The following is a 19,890-nucleotide window of genomic DNA, read 5'->3' on the forward strand; positions in this document are numbered from 1 at the left end:
TTGTTGGATTAGGTTGTTATTTGTCTAGGTTTTTGAATTTTTTGCTAAAAAATAAAGAATAGCTTGCTAAAATTGGCGCTAGATAGCCAAAGGCATAGTAATCTTTATGCAAGTATACAAGATGTACTAATGCAGCTAGTAAGCAGCAATTGTTAAGCAAAAGAGCAAAGCGCATAAAGTCATATTTCGCTTCTCTAAAGGCTCTTGGTCCCCATACCATTAAAAGAATAAGTGCTATTAATAAAACCGCCACCACAGCACCAATAATTATCATTGTTTGTGTTGTCACTATTAACTCCTTCATTTTTTTTATGATTTTTGTAAAAAAATATAATATCAAATCTCTGAAAAAGAATCATTATCTGTTTAAAAATTAGCTTTGATAATTTATATTGTTGATAAAAGAAGATAAAATTCGCACACTCCCTAAAATAAGATATGAATTGTAGTTATGAAAAATATTTTACAAGTTGTACATAGCATGCCAATTGCAGGTACTGAAAAATTGGTAACGTGGAGATGATAAGGAACTTGCAATGAATGTTATACATATTTTAAAGGAAGATGATCTGCGCAAAAAAATGGGAGAAACTGCCTGTGCGAAGGTGTAGAAATTTTACACCAACTTATACAGTCCTATATTTTTAATAGTGTAAACTTGCGGCGAGAGAAATGGATATTACAAGAATTGATGATGGTTGTTTTGGGTGGATGGTGTGCTCTTGGGGTCTCGTGTTTTGGCTTGTTTTGGTATTGTAATTTATTGCATTGCAGAATAAAATTTAGAGCGTACTTTTGTCTTGCAAAACAAAGGTACGCTCTAATTGTTATTTACAACGACTTATTTGCGAAGCAGCTTTTCTACTTTGGCAAAAAGTAGGTCGTTATCAAATGGTTTTGCAAGAATATCATCAAAATTTTTCTTCTTAAGCTCATTGAGTTCTTTCTTGGTGATATTACCTGAAATTCCCAAAATACGAACATTTTTCATTTCTGGCATATTGCGTACATACTCGCAAACGGTGTTTCCATCCATATCAGGCAAACAAATATCAAGTATGATTACGTCAGGTTTGAATTCTTTTGCCAAGCCGGCATCAAATCCTCTAGATACACAACGAATATCATAGCTGTCTTCTTCAAAAATTCCCTGGAAAACTTCTAGTATAATCTCTTCGTCATCAACAGCTAATATTTTTGGGCGGCTTTTTTGGAGTTGATCAGTGGGAATATTATGCTTTTGCATAAACTTAATTAAGTTTTCTCTTGTGATACGGCGATTTTTAGAACCTGGTATTTTAAAACCTTCTAATTCGCTAGATTCGATCCATTTTATAACCGTTGGAATTGTGACATGGCAGAGTTCTGCTACTTCACCAGTAGTAAAACCTTTTTTATCATGCATATTGTTGAAACCTCAAAAAATTCAAATTTTTTTGCTTAAAATGTGCACCCAAATTTAAAGTAGTAACCTATATTAAGCTTATAACCACTAGTTACTTAGTTGTTTAATTTACAAAATCATAACTTTGCTTTTGTATTAAATTTATTAGGTCTTTATTGTTTAGGCCACTTCGTCATAACAAGTCTTTTGTTTGATAGGTGTTTGGTTCGGCAAAGATTGTGATCTTGAAAGACTTTATTATAATCTTGATCAAAATTTACGAAAAGAACCACTAATTTCTAAAATTTAGTTGAACTTTCTAATAATTATTAAGACTATATGTAATATAATAGCTATTATTAAACCAAAAGTATTTAAAAAAATTTTTTTTTTTTTACTTTTAAAGAATTTGGCTCTTTTCTAGAACAATTTCAATATAACAGTGTACTAAGTGACTTGCTCATATGATTCTGAAATATTGTAAAGTAATAAATCGTGAACTGTGGCCATATCCCTAAGCTCTTCTAATTTATTCTTCAAATGCACTCCCATTTCCCAAAAATAAACAGTGTTAATTGCTACTTCTAAAGAGTCAATGACTGTAAAAGCACAGCGATTAGATGCATAATCCATATATTTAACATACTGATCTACATCATAATTGACAAAGTTTTGCCAGAAATCTTGTTTGCTTTCCAATATTTTTCTTGTTTTGCGCGGAATTAAGTTACGTAATTTTTTTTGGTTAGCATCGAATTCTGCTGTATCAAACATGTTCTTTCCAAAACATGCATGGATCATTTTCCAGTGTTCGTGAAGTTCGTGCATCTCCAGTTTTTGTACGAGTATTTGTTTTTGTGATATATAGAATAAGTATTTTGCTATTAGAAATCGCAGGTATTGTTCACTTAAGTTATCTACCAAGTTTTTACATATGATTAAACTTGGAGGGTTTGTATTCTCTAAGAATATTTTATTGCGATGTTTTTCTGTAATATACATATTTAAATCAGAAATACCCATCGCTTTCATAATACTGTGAGTGTGATACCAAATAGGACGTTGAACGCGCTCTGCTCCTAAATGTTCGCGTTTTTTAATGTCAAATTTTTCTTCTATGTTGGTTTGGTATATTTTTTCACAATGGTCATCGATAAGAGAGATAACTTCTCGTATTTCTTGTATTGGACGTGGAATCACTAATGTTGCAACAGTGTCATTACTCACAGGCACAAGATGACTTGATGGTTCTACTTTTTCATTGTTTAAATATTGATGTGCTCGGTGGCATTTTAATGCGCGACTTTTCTTGTCAGCTTTTCCTAGTAAATCATGCAAGCTTTGGTAAGAATCAATGCGAAGAGGGTCTTTTTTCAGTATGCGAAAATGCCCTTTGATTGCTTCTTCTTGGCTACTAGGTTCTTTTGTTTTTATTTTAGTTAAAGCAATGAGCGCTTCTGTGTGGTCTGGATCTAACTGTAGTACTTGTTCGAATTGTTCCATTGCTAAGTCGTCTTTTTCGATTTTCTCTAAGAATAGAAATCCTAAGGATAAATGAATAGGAAGACCTATTTTTTTATTTTCTGGTGGTAGGTTGACTAAGAATTCGCGATAGGCATTTGAGAGAGAGGTCCAGTTTTCTTCTGCTAAGTAAATTTTGGCAATGCCTTTTATTGCTTTTATACATTGAGGATTGATTTTTAGCGTTTCTTGGTAACAATGTACTGCTTCACGTTTTTGGTTTAGCCCTATAAGAATGCGAGCGTGTAAATTGCGGTTGTCTTCTTTATCTTCTGATAAATCGAGTTCTGCAAAACATAAATCATTGTAATTTCGTGCAGACTCCCAATCTTTTTTCTTAATGTATAACGCTACAAGTTTTTTCTTAACACCAATGTTATTTTGACCAGCTTCCATTGCCTTGAGATAATAACCAATGCTTTTGTCTAAGTTGTCCAGTTCTTTATGTATGTCTCCCATTTCTAAATAAGCTAAGGCTTCTTCGCCTTCAGATGCATCATTAACAACTTGCTGCTGATATAAAAGGGCTCGATCCCATTCTTTTTTCATCATGTGTAACGTGCTTAGTGACTTTAGTGTTTCTAAACGAGAAAAGTTTCTTTCTAGAAGCATTTGGTAAAACTCAGTTGCCTTGTCTATGTTTCCAAGAACTTTATGTAAAATCGCTGATTGATGAATGATATTGATATTGGTTTCTTCGCTTTCTAGATCATAGGCTTTTTCATAATACTCTAGAGATTCGTGGAAAGACTGTTTACTAAAATAGATTTTGGCTAAACTTAATATGGAAGGTAAGTGCTCACTATTCTTTTTTACTGCGCTTTTAAAGTAGCCTGCTGCTTGGTCTAATTTTTTCTGCTTTTGCGCTGCAAATCCCCAATCATAATAGGCTTCCACTATTTTTGCCGTTTCATCTTCTGGTAGGACTGAAACTAGACGTTCTAAAAGAATCTCAGCTTCTTTCCACTTTTCGTTTGCAGAATAAACAGCAATTACTTCAGTTAAAGGTTCTACTGCTTTTGGTTGTATATCAAGAGCTTGTAAATAGTAGCCTTTAGCTTTGCTAAGGTCACCAATAGATGTTTTGTATATACTTGCGACTTTCAATAATAGAGAGTATTTTTCTTCTGGGTTTTTTGTGGTGCTCAAAGCAGTTTGTATATAATCGATGGCTTGTTGCCAGTTTTGCTCGCTAACTAAAATGTCTGCAAGCAGTTTGATAGATTCTACATGCCCTGGATCTTTGTTTAATGCCATTCGCAAGTGGGCAGTTGCTTGTTCTGTATCCTGATAGTTGTCCAAGTATACTTGTGCAAGTTTGTAGTATGTTTCTGATGTTACTAGCGGGTCTTCAACAGCCTCTAGTTTTAAATTGTATATTTCCATTAATGCATCAATGTTTTGTTGCTCACGGTATAGTGTTTCTAATTTTTTTATGGCTTGTAAATCGTCAGCAGCTATTTGTAATATTTTACTATAATAACGAATAGCATTTTCTTTTTGCTCTAATTTATTAAGCAAAATATCTGCAAGTTTGTGAAGAATTGTTATCTTTTGGCTTTCTTCTTCTGTAATGTTCATCTTATTCGTTAGTAAGTGTGCTAGCTCTGTATGCTGCTGACGTTTTTCTAATATTTCCTCTAATAAATTGAAAGCTTCATCATCTGTAGGGGATATTTCTAAACAGCTTTTGAATAAAGAGTAGGCCTTGTCGTAGTCCTCTAAATAGTAATAGTAGGTTCGGGCTGCGTCTAGTTGCACTCGCATTTGTTCTTCTGTGTTCATGCGTAGTTTGGCGTCTGCGATTAATTTATCGAATATTTCAATTAGCTTATCCCAAATGTATTGACGTTTATAAATATCAACTAAGGCGTAGCAGGCATCTATGTCGTCTTCTATGTTGAGTATTTTTTCGTAGATGTCTATAGCAGCACTATCATCAAAAATGCGGTTGCCATAGATATGGCCTAATTTGTGATATAAATTGATTTTTTCACTTGCTTGGACATTATCAATAATTAACAAAATTGAATCTATGAGTTTTTTGTAATATCCCCACTCTTCGTATACCTTTTGTAATTTGCGTATTGTTTCTAATTCGTTTTTGTAGACAAGTGCTTGTTCATAAAAGTCAATTGCGCGGTTTCCTTCTCCCATGTGTTCATGAAAAACATCTCCTAACTGCACACATAATAAATAGAGTTCTTCGCTATCTTCAGTGTTTCTGGTTTGGCGGTTTAATATTCCAATGTACATTTTCCAATCGCGACGGTATTTTGATATTTCTGCCATAACCGTAAGGGTTTCAGGATGCTGTGGGTCTACTTTTAGAATTTTAGAGTAGGTGCGGATAGCTTCGTCGGCTTTGTGAAGTTTATACCAATAAATTTTTCCTAACTGCAGGTATTTTTCCAATCTTTCTTGTGGCTCACATTTACGAGCGTCTTCCTCTAGAATTTTTGTCATTCCCTCGTAGTCGTTTAATTTTTCTTGGATTTGAACGAGTGCTTGTCCTGTTTTACGATGAAAACCATATTCGATTACTTTCAAGTAGTTATCCCGAGCCTGTACAGGTGAATTTAGTTTCTTTTCCCAAATTTCTCCTAAACGAAAGAATATTTTCGCTTTCTTTTCTTCGGCCTCGATTTGGCTTTCTTCGACTAACATCGTTGCTGCCTCAGGCCATCTTTTCATTTTTTCATATAGTGTACGCAGTCCTTTGACTACTGCTAAATTGGTTGGATCTTTACTATAAGCGTATTGGTAGTGAGGTAATGCTTGTGAGTTGTCTTGTAATTTATCCTCCCAAGTATATGCCATTTTTAAGTGCAAGTTGATTATTTCTTCTTCGTGTACGGAAACTTTTGCTGTCCATTCGTAAACTTCTATTAAACGCTCCCAGTTCCCCATTTGTCCGTAAATTTGAATTAAGTTTGTCAAAGCTTTAGAGTGAGATGGATTGACTTTTAAAATTTGATCAAAGCAAAATATAGCATCTTCATTTTGGGCAAGTAAGGTATAAATTTTTCCTGCTTCAAGGTATAGACCGCAAATTCGTTTGCCATCACCGACGTTGTAAATTAAATTTGCTTCTTTAACACACATTTGTGCAAAAGACTCTTCTTCTTCTATTTTTTTGTATATTTTTTGCAAATACTGAATTGTTGCTAAATGTCCATCATCTATTTCAAGGATTTCGAGACCGTGCTCTATAGCTTTTGGCCACAAGCGTAAGTAATTACCATATGTCCTCATGGCATTTTCGTGGACTTCTAATACATTTTTGTAGCGCTTGGTCAATGCTATTTTTTTCTCAAGGATTGCTACATATTCGCCCCACATTTTTTGGTGATGCAAAAGAGATTCTAGGCTATTGATAACAAATATATCATTTGGCCAAGCACTATGGACTACTCGATAGAACTCTATACTTCCCTCGAAATCTTCTAAGTGCCGTTCTTTTAGTTTTGCAATTTCTAGGTGTAATTGTAAAGCACGTGCATCTTCTTTTTGAATTTCAAATTCGCGAATAAGCATTACTTGTAATTCACTAAACTTCTTTTGAAAACGATAAACGCGTTGTAGGCCGCGCAGTGCTATTAGGTTATTTGGGTCTAGATCATTGTATAGAACTTTAATGTAGCTTTCGTGTGCTTGGTCCCAATCTTGTAGAGTGTATTCGTACATGTCGCCGCACATTAAATACAACCAAATTTTTCTTTCGCGTTCGATGCTTTCTATTTCTAACTCGCGTAAATACATTTTTAGTAATTGTTCAGGATTTTTTTGCAAGGCGTAAATTGTTTGTAGGCCTCGAACAGCTAGTAAATTAGAAGAGTCTAGTTCTAATACTTGTAGATACATTTCAAGAGCTTCGTCTGTCTTATTTAATTGTTCTGCCCAAATATTCCCGAGATTATTGTATAGATGTATCATTTCTTTGTAGTCTGTTGTTTTTTGAAGTTCTTCTTCAAAAAACTCAACTAATTGTTCCCATTTTTTTTGCGTGCGTAGTATTGAAATAAGCGCTTTTTTGGCCTCTTCATATTTACTATCTAACTGAAGGATCTCTTTGTACGTGGTAATGGCCACATCCCATTTTTCGATTTTTTCGCAGATATATGCTTGGCTTAGTTTAAGAGACAGTTGCTGCTTCTCATCCACTTCACAGCGCATTTGTAAGATAGAAAGAAGTTTGTCATACTCTTCTCGTTTGTGATATAAAGACTCTAACCTGTAGAAAGCTGTGTTGTTCATCGGATCTATTTGCAGAAGCTCTTCAAGTGTTGTTGCTGTTATTGCTGGTTGATTGATGTAGTGTAGTGCTAAATCCGCTTTTTTGAGTAGTAATTCAACTTTTAATTGTGGATCAATATCTAGCTGTAACTCTCTATTTATTATTTGCAGCGCTTTAGGATATTCTTCGACATCGCAATATAAATTACGTAAGACCTGTAGTATTTGCTTGTCGTTTTCGTCTAAAGCCAAAATATCGTTATAAGTTTTTATGGCTTCTGGCAATTGTAGAGTTCTTTTGTGATATATTTGAGCTGTCTGCATTAATATGCGGCGACGCTCATTTGGGGAGATACGCAGTTCTAATTGTAATATATTGAGTAATTTGTCCCAATTGTCGTAGTAAATGCTTAGCAAAGAAGAAATGGCAGCTTCATTTTTATTGTCGGTTTGTAGTATTCTTTCGTAGTGTTCTGCTGCATGTTGCGGAGCTTCAAGATGCTTGTTGTAAATATTTGCCAAATCGAGATGATATTCAACAATCTTTTGCTTATCATTGCATATCTCTAGCTGTTTTTTGCGAATATCAATAAGCTTTTCCCAGTTTTTATCTTCTTTATAAAATGAAGCGAGTTGTTCAAGAGCTTCTTTATTCTTGTCGTCAATATCGACTATTTTTTGATAATATAAAGCTTTATTTGCGCATATTTGTGCGGCATCAAGGTATAACTCTATTAATTTGTTTGGGTCGGTAGTTACCACGCCCAGTTTTTCGTATATCGCTTCGATTTTTTTCGTATCATTAACGCGTTTATATAATTTTTTTAATCTTACCAAAGCATTTGCATGGTAGGGATCATTTAGTATGACATTTTCGTAAGCAGTAATGGCTCGTTTGGGTTGCTCTAATTTTTCTTCGAGGATCATTGCAGACATGAAAATATAGTTTACGCGTTGCGAGGAATCTGTTGCTAAGTAGGAATTTTGCTGGAGTATTTTTACGAGTTTATCAAAAGCCGCTAGTTGTGTATAAAGTACTTCTAATTTGCGTAAAACGTCAATATGATCTGGTTGTAGTGCTTTTATTTTTTCCAGGTAAAAAACTGCTTGATCTGGATCGCGTAATTTTTCTTGGTAATAAGTAGCGATTGTATAAAAAATCTCCACAGCTTTGTTGATATCATTACACATTTGTGCTTGTTTTTGGAGTATAGCTATTAATTTTTTCCAGTCTTGCTTTTTCTCGTAGAGTTCTTTTAAAGATTGGATCGCTTTTTTGTTATGACTTTCAACCTCTAGAACGTTTTTGAGTTGTTCTTCTTGTTTAGAGACAAGATCATGTTCTTCGTAAAATTCGCATAGTGAAAATAGTAAATCCAATTTTTCAGGAAATTTGGGTGTAATGGAAGCCAATTTTGCAGTAATTTGTAGGTATTCTGCTCTTTTACCATTTTGTTTGTATAGAGTACAGAGTTTTCGATAGGCCTCTAAATTATCTGGTATTGATTGAATGATTTTTTCATAGCTTTTACAAGCAATGTCAGGATTTTCTAAATGATTAGCGTATATATCAGCCATTTCCATGTAACCATGTTCATACATGGATTTATCAACATTGACTATTTGTTGTAAAACAGTGACTAGTTGCTTGTATTCTTGTTTTTCGCGATAGTAGTCGGCAAGTAAATATAAAACTTTGCGATTATTCGGTTGTAATTGCTTTATCTTTTGATAATAAACAATTGCTTCATCTTCTTTACGTAATAAAGTACATAGTTCAGCTATTTCGCTGTATGCATCTACTCGTTCTTCTCCGCGCACTAGCTTACTTTTTTTTACGAGAACTTGTAATAGTTTTTCTTTTTGGTCTTCTTGGCTCGAAATTTTTTGCAGCTCTTCGTACGCACGGAGGTTTTCATCGTCTAGTTGTAATATATTCTCATAGGTTTCTATCGCTTTATTCCAGCGCTCTTTTTTTTGTAAAATTTCGCCCGTTTGTAGTAACAGATTTATTTTTTTGACTGGATCTTGTAGCCAATTTATCTCTAATCGGTATATCTCAAGTAGTCCTTCTTCGTCATCTACCATTAAAGTTTTTAAACGTTGCAATATTTCTTTATCTTTTGGAAAGTCATCTAGCGCTTTGTATAAAGAAGAGGCTGCGTCGTTTTTACTTTGGATATTTTCTTCATATAACTTTGCGAGAGCAAAATAAAGATCGCGCTTCTTTTTTCTTTCGCTTACAAGCTCTATTTGTTTTTGGTAAATGTGCACAAGTTTTTGCCAATTTTCTAAGGCACTATAGTGCTTTTCTAGGCGAATGAAAATATTTAAATCTTCCTTCGGAGAAGCTTGTTCCAAAAAAGAAATGCACTCCTTATTGTCGCTTAGTTTGTTTTCTGCGATATCAGCCATTGATACTAAGTAATCGTAAGAGTTTGGTGGTTCTAAGGTACTTAACTTTTTGTGCATGATACTTAGCACTGATTGCCAATCTTGGTTTTCGGTATATATATTTTCCAAAGCATTTAGCGCATAATCCTGCTGTTTATCTAATTTTAGTATTTCATGATAGAATTGAGCTGCTTCTTCCGTTTTTTGAAGTTGTTCGCACATGCTTGCTACTTGTTGTAGTCGTTTTATTTTTATAGAAGAATCGCTACTGTTTTCGATTTGGCTACGGTAAATGGATATTAGTTTGTCGTAATCATCATCTTCTAAATACAAAAGCTCTAGTTTTTCAAAAGCCCCGTCGTTTTCAGGAAATTGATTTACAATACTTAAAAATATTTCTTTTGCTTTATTTCTATCGTTTTTTTCTTGTAGATGGCAGGTTGCTAGTTGTTGGAGCAAGTTTACTTTGTCATTGTCAGACTTACTACTTTTTAATTGAGTTTCCCAAATTTGGCATAGCATGTCCCAATTTTTTGTACTTTTGCATAAGAGAATAAAGCTAGATAAATAAGGATTATTTTGTTTTTGTAATGCATATGATTTTTGGTAAGAGGCGAAAGCATCTTGCGTTCGAGATAAATATTTTTCTTCAATGCTAGCTTTTTCTCCATACAACTTGGCCGCTGCTTCTGGTTGACTTTTTTCAACAAAGTCAATATGCAAAGAACAAAGCTCTACGAGTTTTTTCCAGCTCCCTGTTGCCAAGAATGATTCTTTTAGTACAGCAAATTGCTCTTCATTTTGCGGAGAACTTTGGAACTCTGTCCAAGTTTTTTCTAATTCTTCGCCTCTAATCATAATGCTCTCCTAGGATTTGGCACCATAAATTTTGTTAGGCCATTAATAGGCTTTAGAGTTTGTTACAAAGTTGATACCTTTTTCTTCGTCTTTAAAAAAATCTCAATAGCTATTAGTTTAATAATTATTAGGATGAAACAGTTTTGGGATCTTTTTCTTATTCAAAAGTACTTTTGAGTTTTTGTATGAGTTTGTAACAAACTCTCAATAAATGATTTTTTAGATCACTTAAGTTGATATACGCCATAAGAGTGTATATTTTTTTTGATTATTCGTCAAACAAAATTGCCCAAAGCCCTTATTATATCTGGTAAGGTATTATAACCAGATGCAACATGACCTGATTATCAAATTAAATTCTTGCGAAAAAGTTTGCGCTCTAATATTCTGATATAAAATAAAGACACTACCTTTCACTTTTCCAGGAGATTTCTCTAGAATGCTCAGTAAATACAAAAAGGCAAATCGGTACTTAGGAGTTAGAGGAGAGTTAACTCTTCCTAATGTGTGTATTATTACTGGAGAACCTGTTGATGGTGCAAGTATTCAAACTACGATCGTACAACGTTTTTTTTCTCCTTTACAAGTAATTCTCTTATCGATTTCTACGATCTCTCTTTTTTTGATTAACTATGCGCTTATTTTTTATGCGTCTCTTTATGTTTTTTATCGATTTTGTATTAGATATCGTTTGCCTGTGGATGTCGAATTCTATATTTCTCAACGTGCGATACGCAATTCAATGTTCTGGAACTTTTGCGCTGCAATTGTTTTTGGCGTTTTGGTTGCCTACTATGAACGCTTATTTCCTGGACTCTTGGGGGCTTGGCTTATTCATTATTGTTTGGGAAGAACAGAGCTTTTTATTGTTAAAGGTAAACATGATTATGTGTTGTTGCAAGGGCTTTCGTTGAAAGCTATAGATAATATCGTCGGTTTAGATATCGAATTTATTCGTCCAGATCAGAAGAAAAAGAACGGCATATTAAAAAATTCTATAGAAGCTATTCCTTCTTCTTTATCCGTGGCAGCACAAACCCCAAGCGCTTTTTTAACGAATTCTACACCAGAAAAACAAAAATTAATTGATATCTCAAATAGGAATTTATCTAGTATTCCGCAAGAAGTGTTTCATAACACTGAGTTGAATAGTGTTCGAAAATTATTAGCTGCAAACAATTCTTTTGGGCAAATACCGGAAAGTTTGTTATTACTTGAAAATTTAAATTCTTTAGATCTTTCTAATACTAGGCTCAAAACGATATTTAGCATTGGGGAGTTAGAGAATCTTAGCGAACTTTATATTAATAGTAATCGTTTAAAAGAAATTCCTAAAGATATAAGGAAATTACATTTATTGACCATGCTCGATGTTAGTAGTAACCGCATCGAGTCTATACCAGCAGAAATTACCTTTACTTCTTTGTCGCGATTGAAACTTCATAATAATTTTATCTCTAATATCCCTGAAGAATTAGTGCATTTACGTAATCTTACTCATCTAGATTTATCCCATAATAAAATTAGCTCTTTACCTGAAAATATTGGCGCGTTGAAAAACTTGGAACAACTATATTTACATAATAATAATATTACTTCTTTGCCCACTTCTATTGCGCGATTAAGAAAGCTTAAAAAACTCAACCTTGGTAATAATAAGCTTACAAAAATTCCAGAAGAGATTACTGAACTAGTAGAACTTCAGGTGTTAAATCTCGCAAGCAATGAAATATGCGAAATACCAGAACAAAGTATTCAGCAATTGCACCGACTCGATTTGGCAAATAATAAACTCACACAAATAACAATAGATTTTCCGCACATGACCTCTCTCAATATAGCAAATAATAATATTGAGAATATATCTCAAGAAATTTTATGTTCGAAAATGCAAAAATTAAATTTATCGGATAATAAGTTAGCTACTTTACCAAAGCGAATTTTTGAGAATGGTTCTTTAAAAGAGTTGCTGGTTAATAATAATCAGCTTTCTGAAATTCCTTGTACAAAAAAACTATGGCAATTGAATCGATTAGAATTGCGTAATAATTTGTTGCAAAAGTTACCACCATCTCTTGTCGAACTTAATATGTGTGAAGTAGATGTTAGAGGTAATCTTATTTTAGATATTCCTTTACAGTTACTGGATAAAGTGAAATACGACAAATTAAAATGGAATACTTTCGATAAACCACTACCCAAAAATCCATTTGTTTTACAAACTTCAACTCATGTTTTTCAATTAGCAATTGAAGAATGTGTTTCTTATGCTCATGTAGAAAAATACGAAGAAAAAGCTTATGTGTGGCATGATAACGAACTGCAAGAAATGCCTGACTCATTTGACCATTTACCTAAAGATACAGTAGTCGTTAAAAATGGCAAGTTACATTTTGTTAAGGAAAAAAGGCGTTTTGAGATTAAAAAGAACTTTTCTCATTACGCATTATTATTACCTTATCCTGAGGAATCTTCTTTATCTAAAAGTTTTGTTGCTTATGATGGGTATGACTTTTGCCATTTGGAAATTTTCAATGCTTCATTGTCATTTGATGAAAAATTTATTTCAATGTTGAAAAGAGATGTCAAAAGAATTTGTGATACTAAGGGGTCTTCATCAGCAAAGATATATGCTTTTGATAAGTTTCAAGAACAAGTTTATTTTAAAACAATATTTCTTAAAGGAATATCTTTAAAATCTCACTCAAACAGTTACGAATTTTCATTGGAAGAAAGTATTTATTGGATTGTGCAACTTCTTACGCAGTTAAGTAAGCTATCTGTTCGAGTTGAGCTGATTACACTAAATAATATTTATTTGTATCATCACTTTATTCATTTGGTTGGGATGACAACAATAAAGTCTAAGTACCCTGTTCAAAGGGATCTTGAGCAAGTAGGAGATATAAAGGATGATAAATACTACTTTTTTTCCCCTGAAATTTATTCTAGTGGTGATGTTAATCAGCAGAGTTCCATATACAGTTTGGGAATTGTATTTTATTTTTTTCTTACAGGAAAATATCCATTTAAGGAAGAACGGTTATTTCAACTGATTTTGGAAATAATGAGTGAAAAATATGTGAATGTTGTTACGGATAATCCGTCTTTAGATTCGCATCCAGTATGTGATGTTGTACATAAGATGCTTGCCAGAAAACCAGAAGATCGTTACGCAAATGAAAAAGAAGTGATTGATGATATTAAAGCCAAATATCCACAAAATTTTTTACAAAATTTTTGCTTATTAAAGGTAGATGCTATAAGCTCTGGTTATGAGTTATATGTTGCTGTTGATAGTGAAAGCGGTCAGCTTTGTCAAATAGCGTTTTTTGAAAATGAACTTGATTTGCCTGCTAATGATCTAGCACAGTTTGACCTTCAAATACAACATCTATCTACGCAAAAAGGAAGCTATGTCGTTTTCCCATATATATATTACGATACTCTTGAAGAATGTGAAAAAAAATCGCAATTGTCACCTTGTAAAATTATTTACTTTGCACTTGAAATTATTGAGTTTTTAGAAAAATTGGCGAGATCAAAATTGATGCCACTACTCAATGAAAAAATGATTATTGTTGATCACAAGGGAAGAATTCTTTTGCATTTACCTACAATTTTTGAACAAATTGGAAACAAAAATCAAGAAACGTCTTCTCTCCTTTCCTTAGAAAAAGCTTGTAATTTAAATACTGAAAATGAAATTTATTATCGTTTACCACAAGAGATTATCACTCCTGAGTACAGTATCGCTGCGCAAATCTATTCTTTGGGAGTTGCCATGTATCATATGGTGAGTAAAGAGTATCCATATGATAAAGAAGAGTTGCTTCAGATGAAAAGTCTCTATCATAAAAAGAAACTGTTGTCCGATGAAAGTATTCCTTGTTCCTTACAGGCAATTATCAATAAAATGATTTCTTACCTTGGTTCTACATATAGCAATTGGGATGAGCTTAAGAAAGATCTTGAACTGAGTTATTACGAATTAAAGTAGATAGCTTGGTAACAGGTTAAAAAAACAAAGTTGCGTAATTCTTCACAAAAGATTAAAATTTAAATATAACTAATTTAGGGCGCGTCCCTAACCAAATTTTTGTTTAGGAGGTCACATGTTCAAATATATATTATTTGTTGCTCTTATTATTAGCACTATTATTTGCGATCCATGTCCAGAAGAAAAAGTACGCAAAAATCCCCGGGATCTGAAGAATGGTGTTTTGTTTGCATCGCTTCCTGTGATGACTAAACAGCAAATTTTTGATGATGCTAAAGAAATTGTGCGCGTAGAGGTCGAGTGGATAGAGAAAACGGATAGTTATCGTTTTGCCTATGCAGTCATTGAGAAATCAGGTACCACAGGATTACTAAAGCGTACCAAAAATCTTGATACGTTCGGAAGCTATCGTGGTCAACTTGTCGATACGAATAACAATATTTTGTACTATAATTCTTTGGGAACAGGACAAGAATATCGTAAGCTTTCGCGCTCTTTGACTTTTCGTTTTCCTATACCGAGTAGCGTGGTCGAATTTCAAATGATTGCAGAAAACCCGCAAACAGGAACAATGGAACATGTACTAACACATACTATTGACCCTCAAGCTCTTACTCATTTAAGAAGTAATATCGGTTTTAATGATATAGAAGTTCGTTTGATTAAAGCGGCCAACAAATCTCCAAAGCTTATTGTAAATATTTATGCTGAAGGTTACAACGCTAACGGCAGAAGTGCCTTTTGGCAAGACGCTCCCAAAGTAGCAGATCGTTTAGCAAGTAACAATTTTCCGATGATTGATCACTTGGAATTTCGCGGAGTTTTTGCTGTTTCTCAACAAAAACTAGGTAGTGCAAAAAAATTAGGTTTCCCAGTGCCAGAAAGAGATTCTTTTCTTGGTTTATACTATCCATATTGGGACGATTTTGGCCGTTGGTATCATGTTATATATCCAACGCGAGAAAAGCGTTTTCGCGAAAATATAGGTTTAATTCCTTATGATTATCCTATTGTGCTTGTTGATAGTAGTAGCTATTGGGGGGTTGGTAATTTTAAAGAACACACTGCAATACCTGCGCGAAGTAGCAGTTTTACTTATTTACTTCTCCACGAATTTGGACATTATTTTGGTTTGAACGAAGAGTATGACAGTGGTGGAAAAACAGAACTAGCTTTTGCGCCGGGAATACGCGAACCGTGGTCTCCTAACATTACTTTTCTAAATAATAAAGATGAAGTAAAGTGGAAGCGATTTACCACAAAAGGAATACCTATTCCCACTCCGAAAAGCTATTGGAATGGCAAAGATTCTTATGGAGCATACCGTGGTGGTTATGCACAAACCCCACCGTTTGATAAAAGTTATAAACCGGGTTTTAAATGTATTATGGATAGTGGAAATACTTTTTGCGAGATATGTCGCTTTTCTATTACTCAACGAATTCGTTTTGATCTAGGTTTAGAAACTAAGTCTTTTAGTTTCAATAACACACAAAAATGTTGCGAATAGAGATAATCATACGAAAGGAATTACCTTGTTAAATATTGCTCATCTACTACATACTTCAACTATGCGTTACCCCGATAAAGTGGCGGTTCGTTTTGGCGAACAAAAATATACTTATAAATATCTTAGCGAACTTTCTGGTAAAGTAGCATTTTTTTTAGAGAAGCATGGTATAAAAAAAGGCGACAAAGTCGCTCTTTCATGCCCTAATGTTCCTTACTTTCCGATTGTGTATTATGGAATTTTGCAAGCCGGGGCTGTGGTAGTGCCACATAACGTATTGCTTAAAGCTCCAGAAATAGAATACTTGTTGAATGATAGTGAAGCAAAAGCTTACTTTGCTTTTGAAGGAACTGCAGAGTTACCTATGGGAAAAATGGCTTGGGAAGGTGCGCAAAATACTTTATGTCGTACTTTTGTTCTTATGACAGCTGACCCAACTGCCTCTTCTCCGATAGAAGGAGCTACTACTATTGGAGAGGTATTTGCGACTAGCGAAAGCAAAAAAGAAATCATTTGTACAGAAACAAGTGATACAGCGGTAATTCTTTATACATCGGGAACAACAGGACAGCCTAAAGGTGCAGAGTTAACTCATTTTAATATTTTTATGAATACTCAAATTAGTCGCGACCTCGTAGCGAATGCTACTGCCCACGAAGATGTATTTATGATGGTTTTACCTCTGTTTCATTCGTTTGGTCAAGTTGTTGGGATGAATGCAACTATTTATCGCGGTGCAGAACTTGTGATGTTACCGCGTTTTGATCCGCAGATTTCATTGGATCTTATGTATAAGCATAAAGTCAATATTTTTGCTGGCGTTCCTACTATGTACTGGGCTTTACTTAATACGGCAGGAAAAATCCCAGCAGAGCAGCTTCAAGAAATAAAAAGCAATATGAAAATATGTGCTTCTGGTGGTGCAGCGCTTCCTGTTGAAATACATCAAAAATTTAAAGAAGTTTTCGATGTCGACATACTAGAGGGTTATGGTCTTTCTGAAACAAGTCCTGTGGCTAGTTTTCATCATCAAAATCGTCCATTGAAAGTTGGTTCTATCGGTGAGCCAGTATGGGGCGTTGAGATGAAAATATTCAACGAAGATGATGAAGAAGTTCCTGTGAATGAGGTCGGAGAGATTGTCATTCGTGGCCATAATATCATGAAAGGTTATTATCGTCGCGACCACGAAACGGAAAAAGCGATGCGCGGCGGATGGTTCCACTCTGGTGATATGGGGAAAGTAGATGAAGATGGTTATTTTTATGTAGTTGATCGTTTGAAAGATATGATTGTTCGCGGTGGGTTTAATGTGTACCCAAGAGAAATAGAGGAAGTACTTTTACAACATCCTGCGGTTTCTTTGGTGGCGGTTATAGGTGTTCCTCACGAACAGCACGGAGAAGAAGTAAAAGCATTTACTGTATTACACGAAGGCGCTAATGTTACAAATGACGAACTCGTTCTTTGGTGTAAAGAAAAAATGGCTGCCTATAAGTATCCGCGTATTATTGAAACTTGTAGTGATCTTCCAATGAATGCAACTGGTAAAGTGCTTAAGCGCGAACTACGAGATAAATAAGTAGAATCGTTGCAATGGTCGGCTTTTGTGGCCATGCTTTAGACTTGTTAGAAAGCTGTTTTGCAGTAGCAACAGTTTTCTAATAGGCTTTATATCTGAAAGTAGAAATATGAAAAAACCAACAAACAATAAAAATATTCGCAAAGTATCTTCCAAAAAAACAGCTGCAAAAAAACCAGTTGCTGCAAATAAAAATATGAGAAAAACTAGTGCTACAAAAAAAAATACATCAGTAAACAAAAAGAAAATCAGTAGCCAAACCAAAAAGAAACCTACAACAAAGAAACCTACAACACCAAAAAAATCTAGTTTACGTATATGTAGTAAGTGTAGCCATAAGGTTTCTCCCTCTGCGAGAGTGTGTCCTAGTTGTGGCCATCCAATGGGATTTTTAAGCTGGCTTACTGAGAATAAGTTTTTACTACTCATTACTAGTATTGTTGGTGTCAATGGTTTGTGGTTTGTAGACGTTTGGGATTATTTTGCAAAAGAAGATAATCAAGTACAAACAGAAAGTCAAATGCAGAACCATAATGATATTCCTCCTGCTAAAACGCAAGAACCAAAAATAACTTCGCCAAATAAAAGTAAAAAGAAGTGTTCTGTGTGTGGCAATAGTAAGAAAATGCAATGCCCTGTTTGTAAAAAATATGGAGGGCAAGGAGGAGTTCCGTGTTCAACTTGCCGCGGGAAAGGTAATCTAAGGTGTTCAAAATGCAGAGGAAGTGGACGCATAACGATTGGAACTGCTTCAGGATTTTGCGATGATTGCCGTGGAGCAGGGAAAAAACAGTGCGATGTTTGTAATGGAAGCCGCTTTGAAAGGTGTTATAACTGTAGCGGCGGGAAGGTACCTTGTACTTATTGTTATTAGATGTTTGATGGTAGTCGGTATATTAAAATCTCTATAAACTACAATCGCTCCATCGAATTAAAATAAGAATAATTATCATTTTAATTCGATGGGATTGAAACTATCTAAGCGTTGCACAGAAGAGTAGATTTTATTTAGGTAAACGTTTTAAGTCTTTAAGAGTTTTTGAAATAATGCGATTAATACGATTTTTGATGGATTGACTTATCTCTAAATTAAGAATTTCTTTTTTTATTTTTTTTATCTGTGTTTCTATATTCGAAATATCTCTTTGTAGGTTGTTTAGTAGTGTGTTTTTTTCTTCTTCTATAGATACTAAGCTATTTTGTAAATCCTGTTTTTCTTGTTGGATATTGTTTATTTGTTTTTGATGTTCTTGGTTTTTATTTTCAACTTGTAAAGATAACTGTTGTATTGTTGACTCTTGTTTGCTTATTTTGTCCGATAAGTCTATTTTTTCTGTTTGTAGTTGAGTGTTTTTTTCTTCTTCTATAGATAATTTGTTTTTCAAAGCGTCTACTTCTGCGATAAAATCGATTTCATCTGCTTTCATCCACTCATTTTTATAGAAAATAAATCCTTTTTCTCTCATCTTGACACTAAAATCTCGTTTTTTAAGTTCTTTTACTTCATATTCTGGTAACCATTTTCCATTATATTTTCTTTGGTTTAATGAATATCTTGCCATCGTGTGTTCTGGGTCAATAGCCAAAACTTTTGATAAAATCTCTTCCTTTGAAGCACCGCTGTAGTTGCGTCTTTTTTTCCAAGCGTACAGCTCATACAGTTTTTCAACATTCTTACCTGCAGTAGTTTCTAAATTTTTGAATTGCAGTTGATTGAACTTGAATAATATTTTTTTGTATTCCTTTGGTAGGTTATCTTGTTTTCTAGTCCATCGTACTAATTCTTTCAATTGCTGCTCGTTTGTAGGATCTATTTGATGATACTTATTGTTGAAGATTTCTTTTGCTGCTTTGTATTTGAGTGTCTTAATTCTTGTCATGACACTTGAGTACTCAGAAGATAAATATTTGTGTTTGCTTGCCCACTGAGCTAATTTTTTCAATTCTTGTTGATCGTTTTTGTCTATAGACTTGTATCTTTCTCTAAATTCTTGTTGTGGTGTTTTTCTTTTTAAGATTCTTTTTATATTTCTACGATCTATGGTGATAATAAGACCTGCCTGGTTTTTGATAATAATAACTTTATTTGTTTTCGAAATAATTTTCCCAACATGAATCTTTTTGTTTTTTAGTACTACTTCATCTGCATACAAAAAAGAAATAAGAAGAATAATAATAGCTATGCTTTTAACTTGGTTTTGAAAAAAGAGCATTGTTTAACCTCCGAGATTTTAAATATGTTATTTGAGTAGAATATAATCAGATTGTAAACATGTCAACCTAGTCGTTGTTATCGATTAAAATAAGACAAAATTATAGCTACTGAATGGTAATTTTATTTTCTTTTAAGTGAAGTGTGTGATCAATTAACTATTAATAACTATCGTAATCATAGCCGTAGTCCG

Annotated in this window: 8 protein-coding genes; 4 read left to right on the top strand and 4 right to left on the bottom strand. The window is 33.9% G+C overall.

From position 1 onward, the window contains the following. Nucleotides 1-16 precede the first annotated feature (16 nt). The 3 genes from UABHE_RS15025 to UABHE_RS15035 all read right to left on the bottom strand — a co-directional run bounded on the left by UABHE_RS15025 (nt 17) and on the right by UABHE_RS15035 (nt 10,393). On the bottom strand, nt 17-289 hold the full coding sequence (locus UABHE_RS15025; protein WP_372371151.1) for a hypothetical protein: 273 nt from the start codon (nt 287-289) through the stop codon (nt 17-19). A 552-nt stretch (nt 290-841) separates the two neighbouring features. Next, entirely contained in the window at nt 842-1,405 is a 564-nt protein-coding gene (locus UABHE_RS15030; protein ID WP_372371152.1) for a response regulator, read from the bottom strand. 426 nt (nt 1,406-1,831) lie between these two features. Continuing rightward, nucleotides 1,832-10,393 (bottom strand): hypothetical protein, encoded by an 8,562-nt coding sequence (locus tag UABHE_RS15035; protein ID WP_372371153.1) that lies wholly within the window; start codon nt 10,391-10,393, stop codon nt 1,832-1,834. Nucleotides 10,394-10,832: 439 nt separating this feature from the next. On the opposite strand from UABHE_RS15035, the gene UABHE_RS15040 reads away from it, so the two are divergent. The 4 genes from UABHE_RS15040 to UABHE_RS15055 all read left to right on the top strand — a co-directional run bounded on the left by UABHE_RS15040 (nt 10,833) and on the right by UABHE_RS15055 (nt 18,359). Further along, nucleotides 10,833-14,393 carry a leucine-rich repeat domain-containing protein gene (locus UABHE_RS15040; RefSeq protein ID WP_372371154.1) on the top strand — a complete coding sequence of 1,187 codons (3,561 nt, stop codon included), beginning with the start codon at nt 10,833-10,835 and terminating at the stop codon, nt 14,391-14,393. Between the two features lie 115 nt (nt 14,394-14,508). Beyond that, nucleotides 14,509-15,903, top strand: coding sequence for a M64 family metallopeptidase (locus tag UABHE_RS15045; RefSeq protein WP_372371155.1), 1,395 nt, complete (start codon nt 14,509-14,511; stop codon nt 15,901-15,903). Between the two features lie 25 nt (nt 15,904-15,928). Next, nucleotides 15,929-17,485 (top strand): long-chain fatty acid--CoA ligase, encoded by a 1,557-nt coding sequence (locus UABHE_RS15050; protein ID WP_372371156.1) that lies wholly within the window; start codon nt 15,929-15,931, stop codon nt 17,483-17,485. A 109-nt stretch (nt 17,486-17,594) separates the two neighbouring features. Continuing rightward, a complete protein-coding gene (locus tag UABHE_RS15055; protein ID WP_372371157.1) occupies nt 17,595-18,359 on the top strand; it encodes a zinc-ribbon domain-containing protein in 765 nt (254 codons plus the stop codon). A gap of 130 nt (nt 18,360-18,489) precedes the next feature. Here the strand turns inward: UABHE_RS15055 and UABHE_RS15060 are convergent, their stop codons facing one another. Beyond that, on the bottom strand, nt 18,490-19,698 hold the full coding sequence (locus UABHE_RS15060) for a hypothetical protein (RefSeq protein WP_372371158.1): 1,209 nt from the start codon (nt 19,696-19,698) through the stop codon (nt 18,490-18,492). Nucleotides 19,699-19,890: the final 192 nt, after the last annotated feature.

This window comes from Candidatus Uabimicrobium helgolandensis, assembly GCF_041508025.1.
Lineage (GTDB): Bacteria > Planctomycetota > Uabimicrobiia > Uabimicrobiales > Uabimicrobiaceae > Uabimicrobium > Uabimicrobium helgolandensis.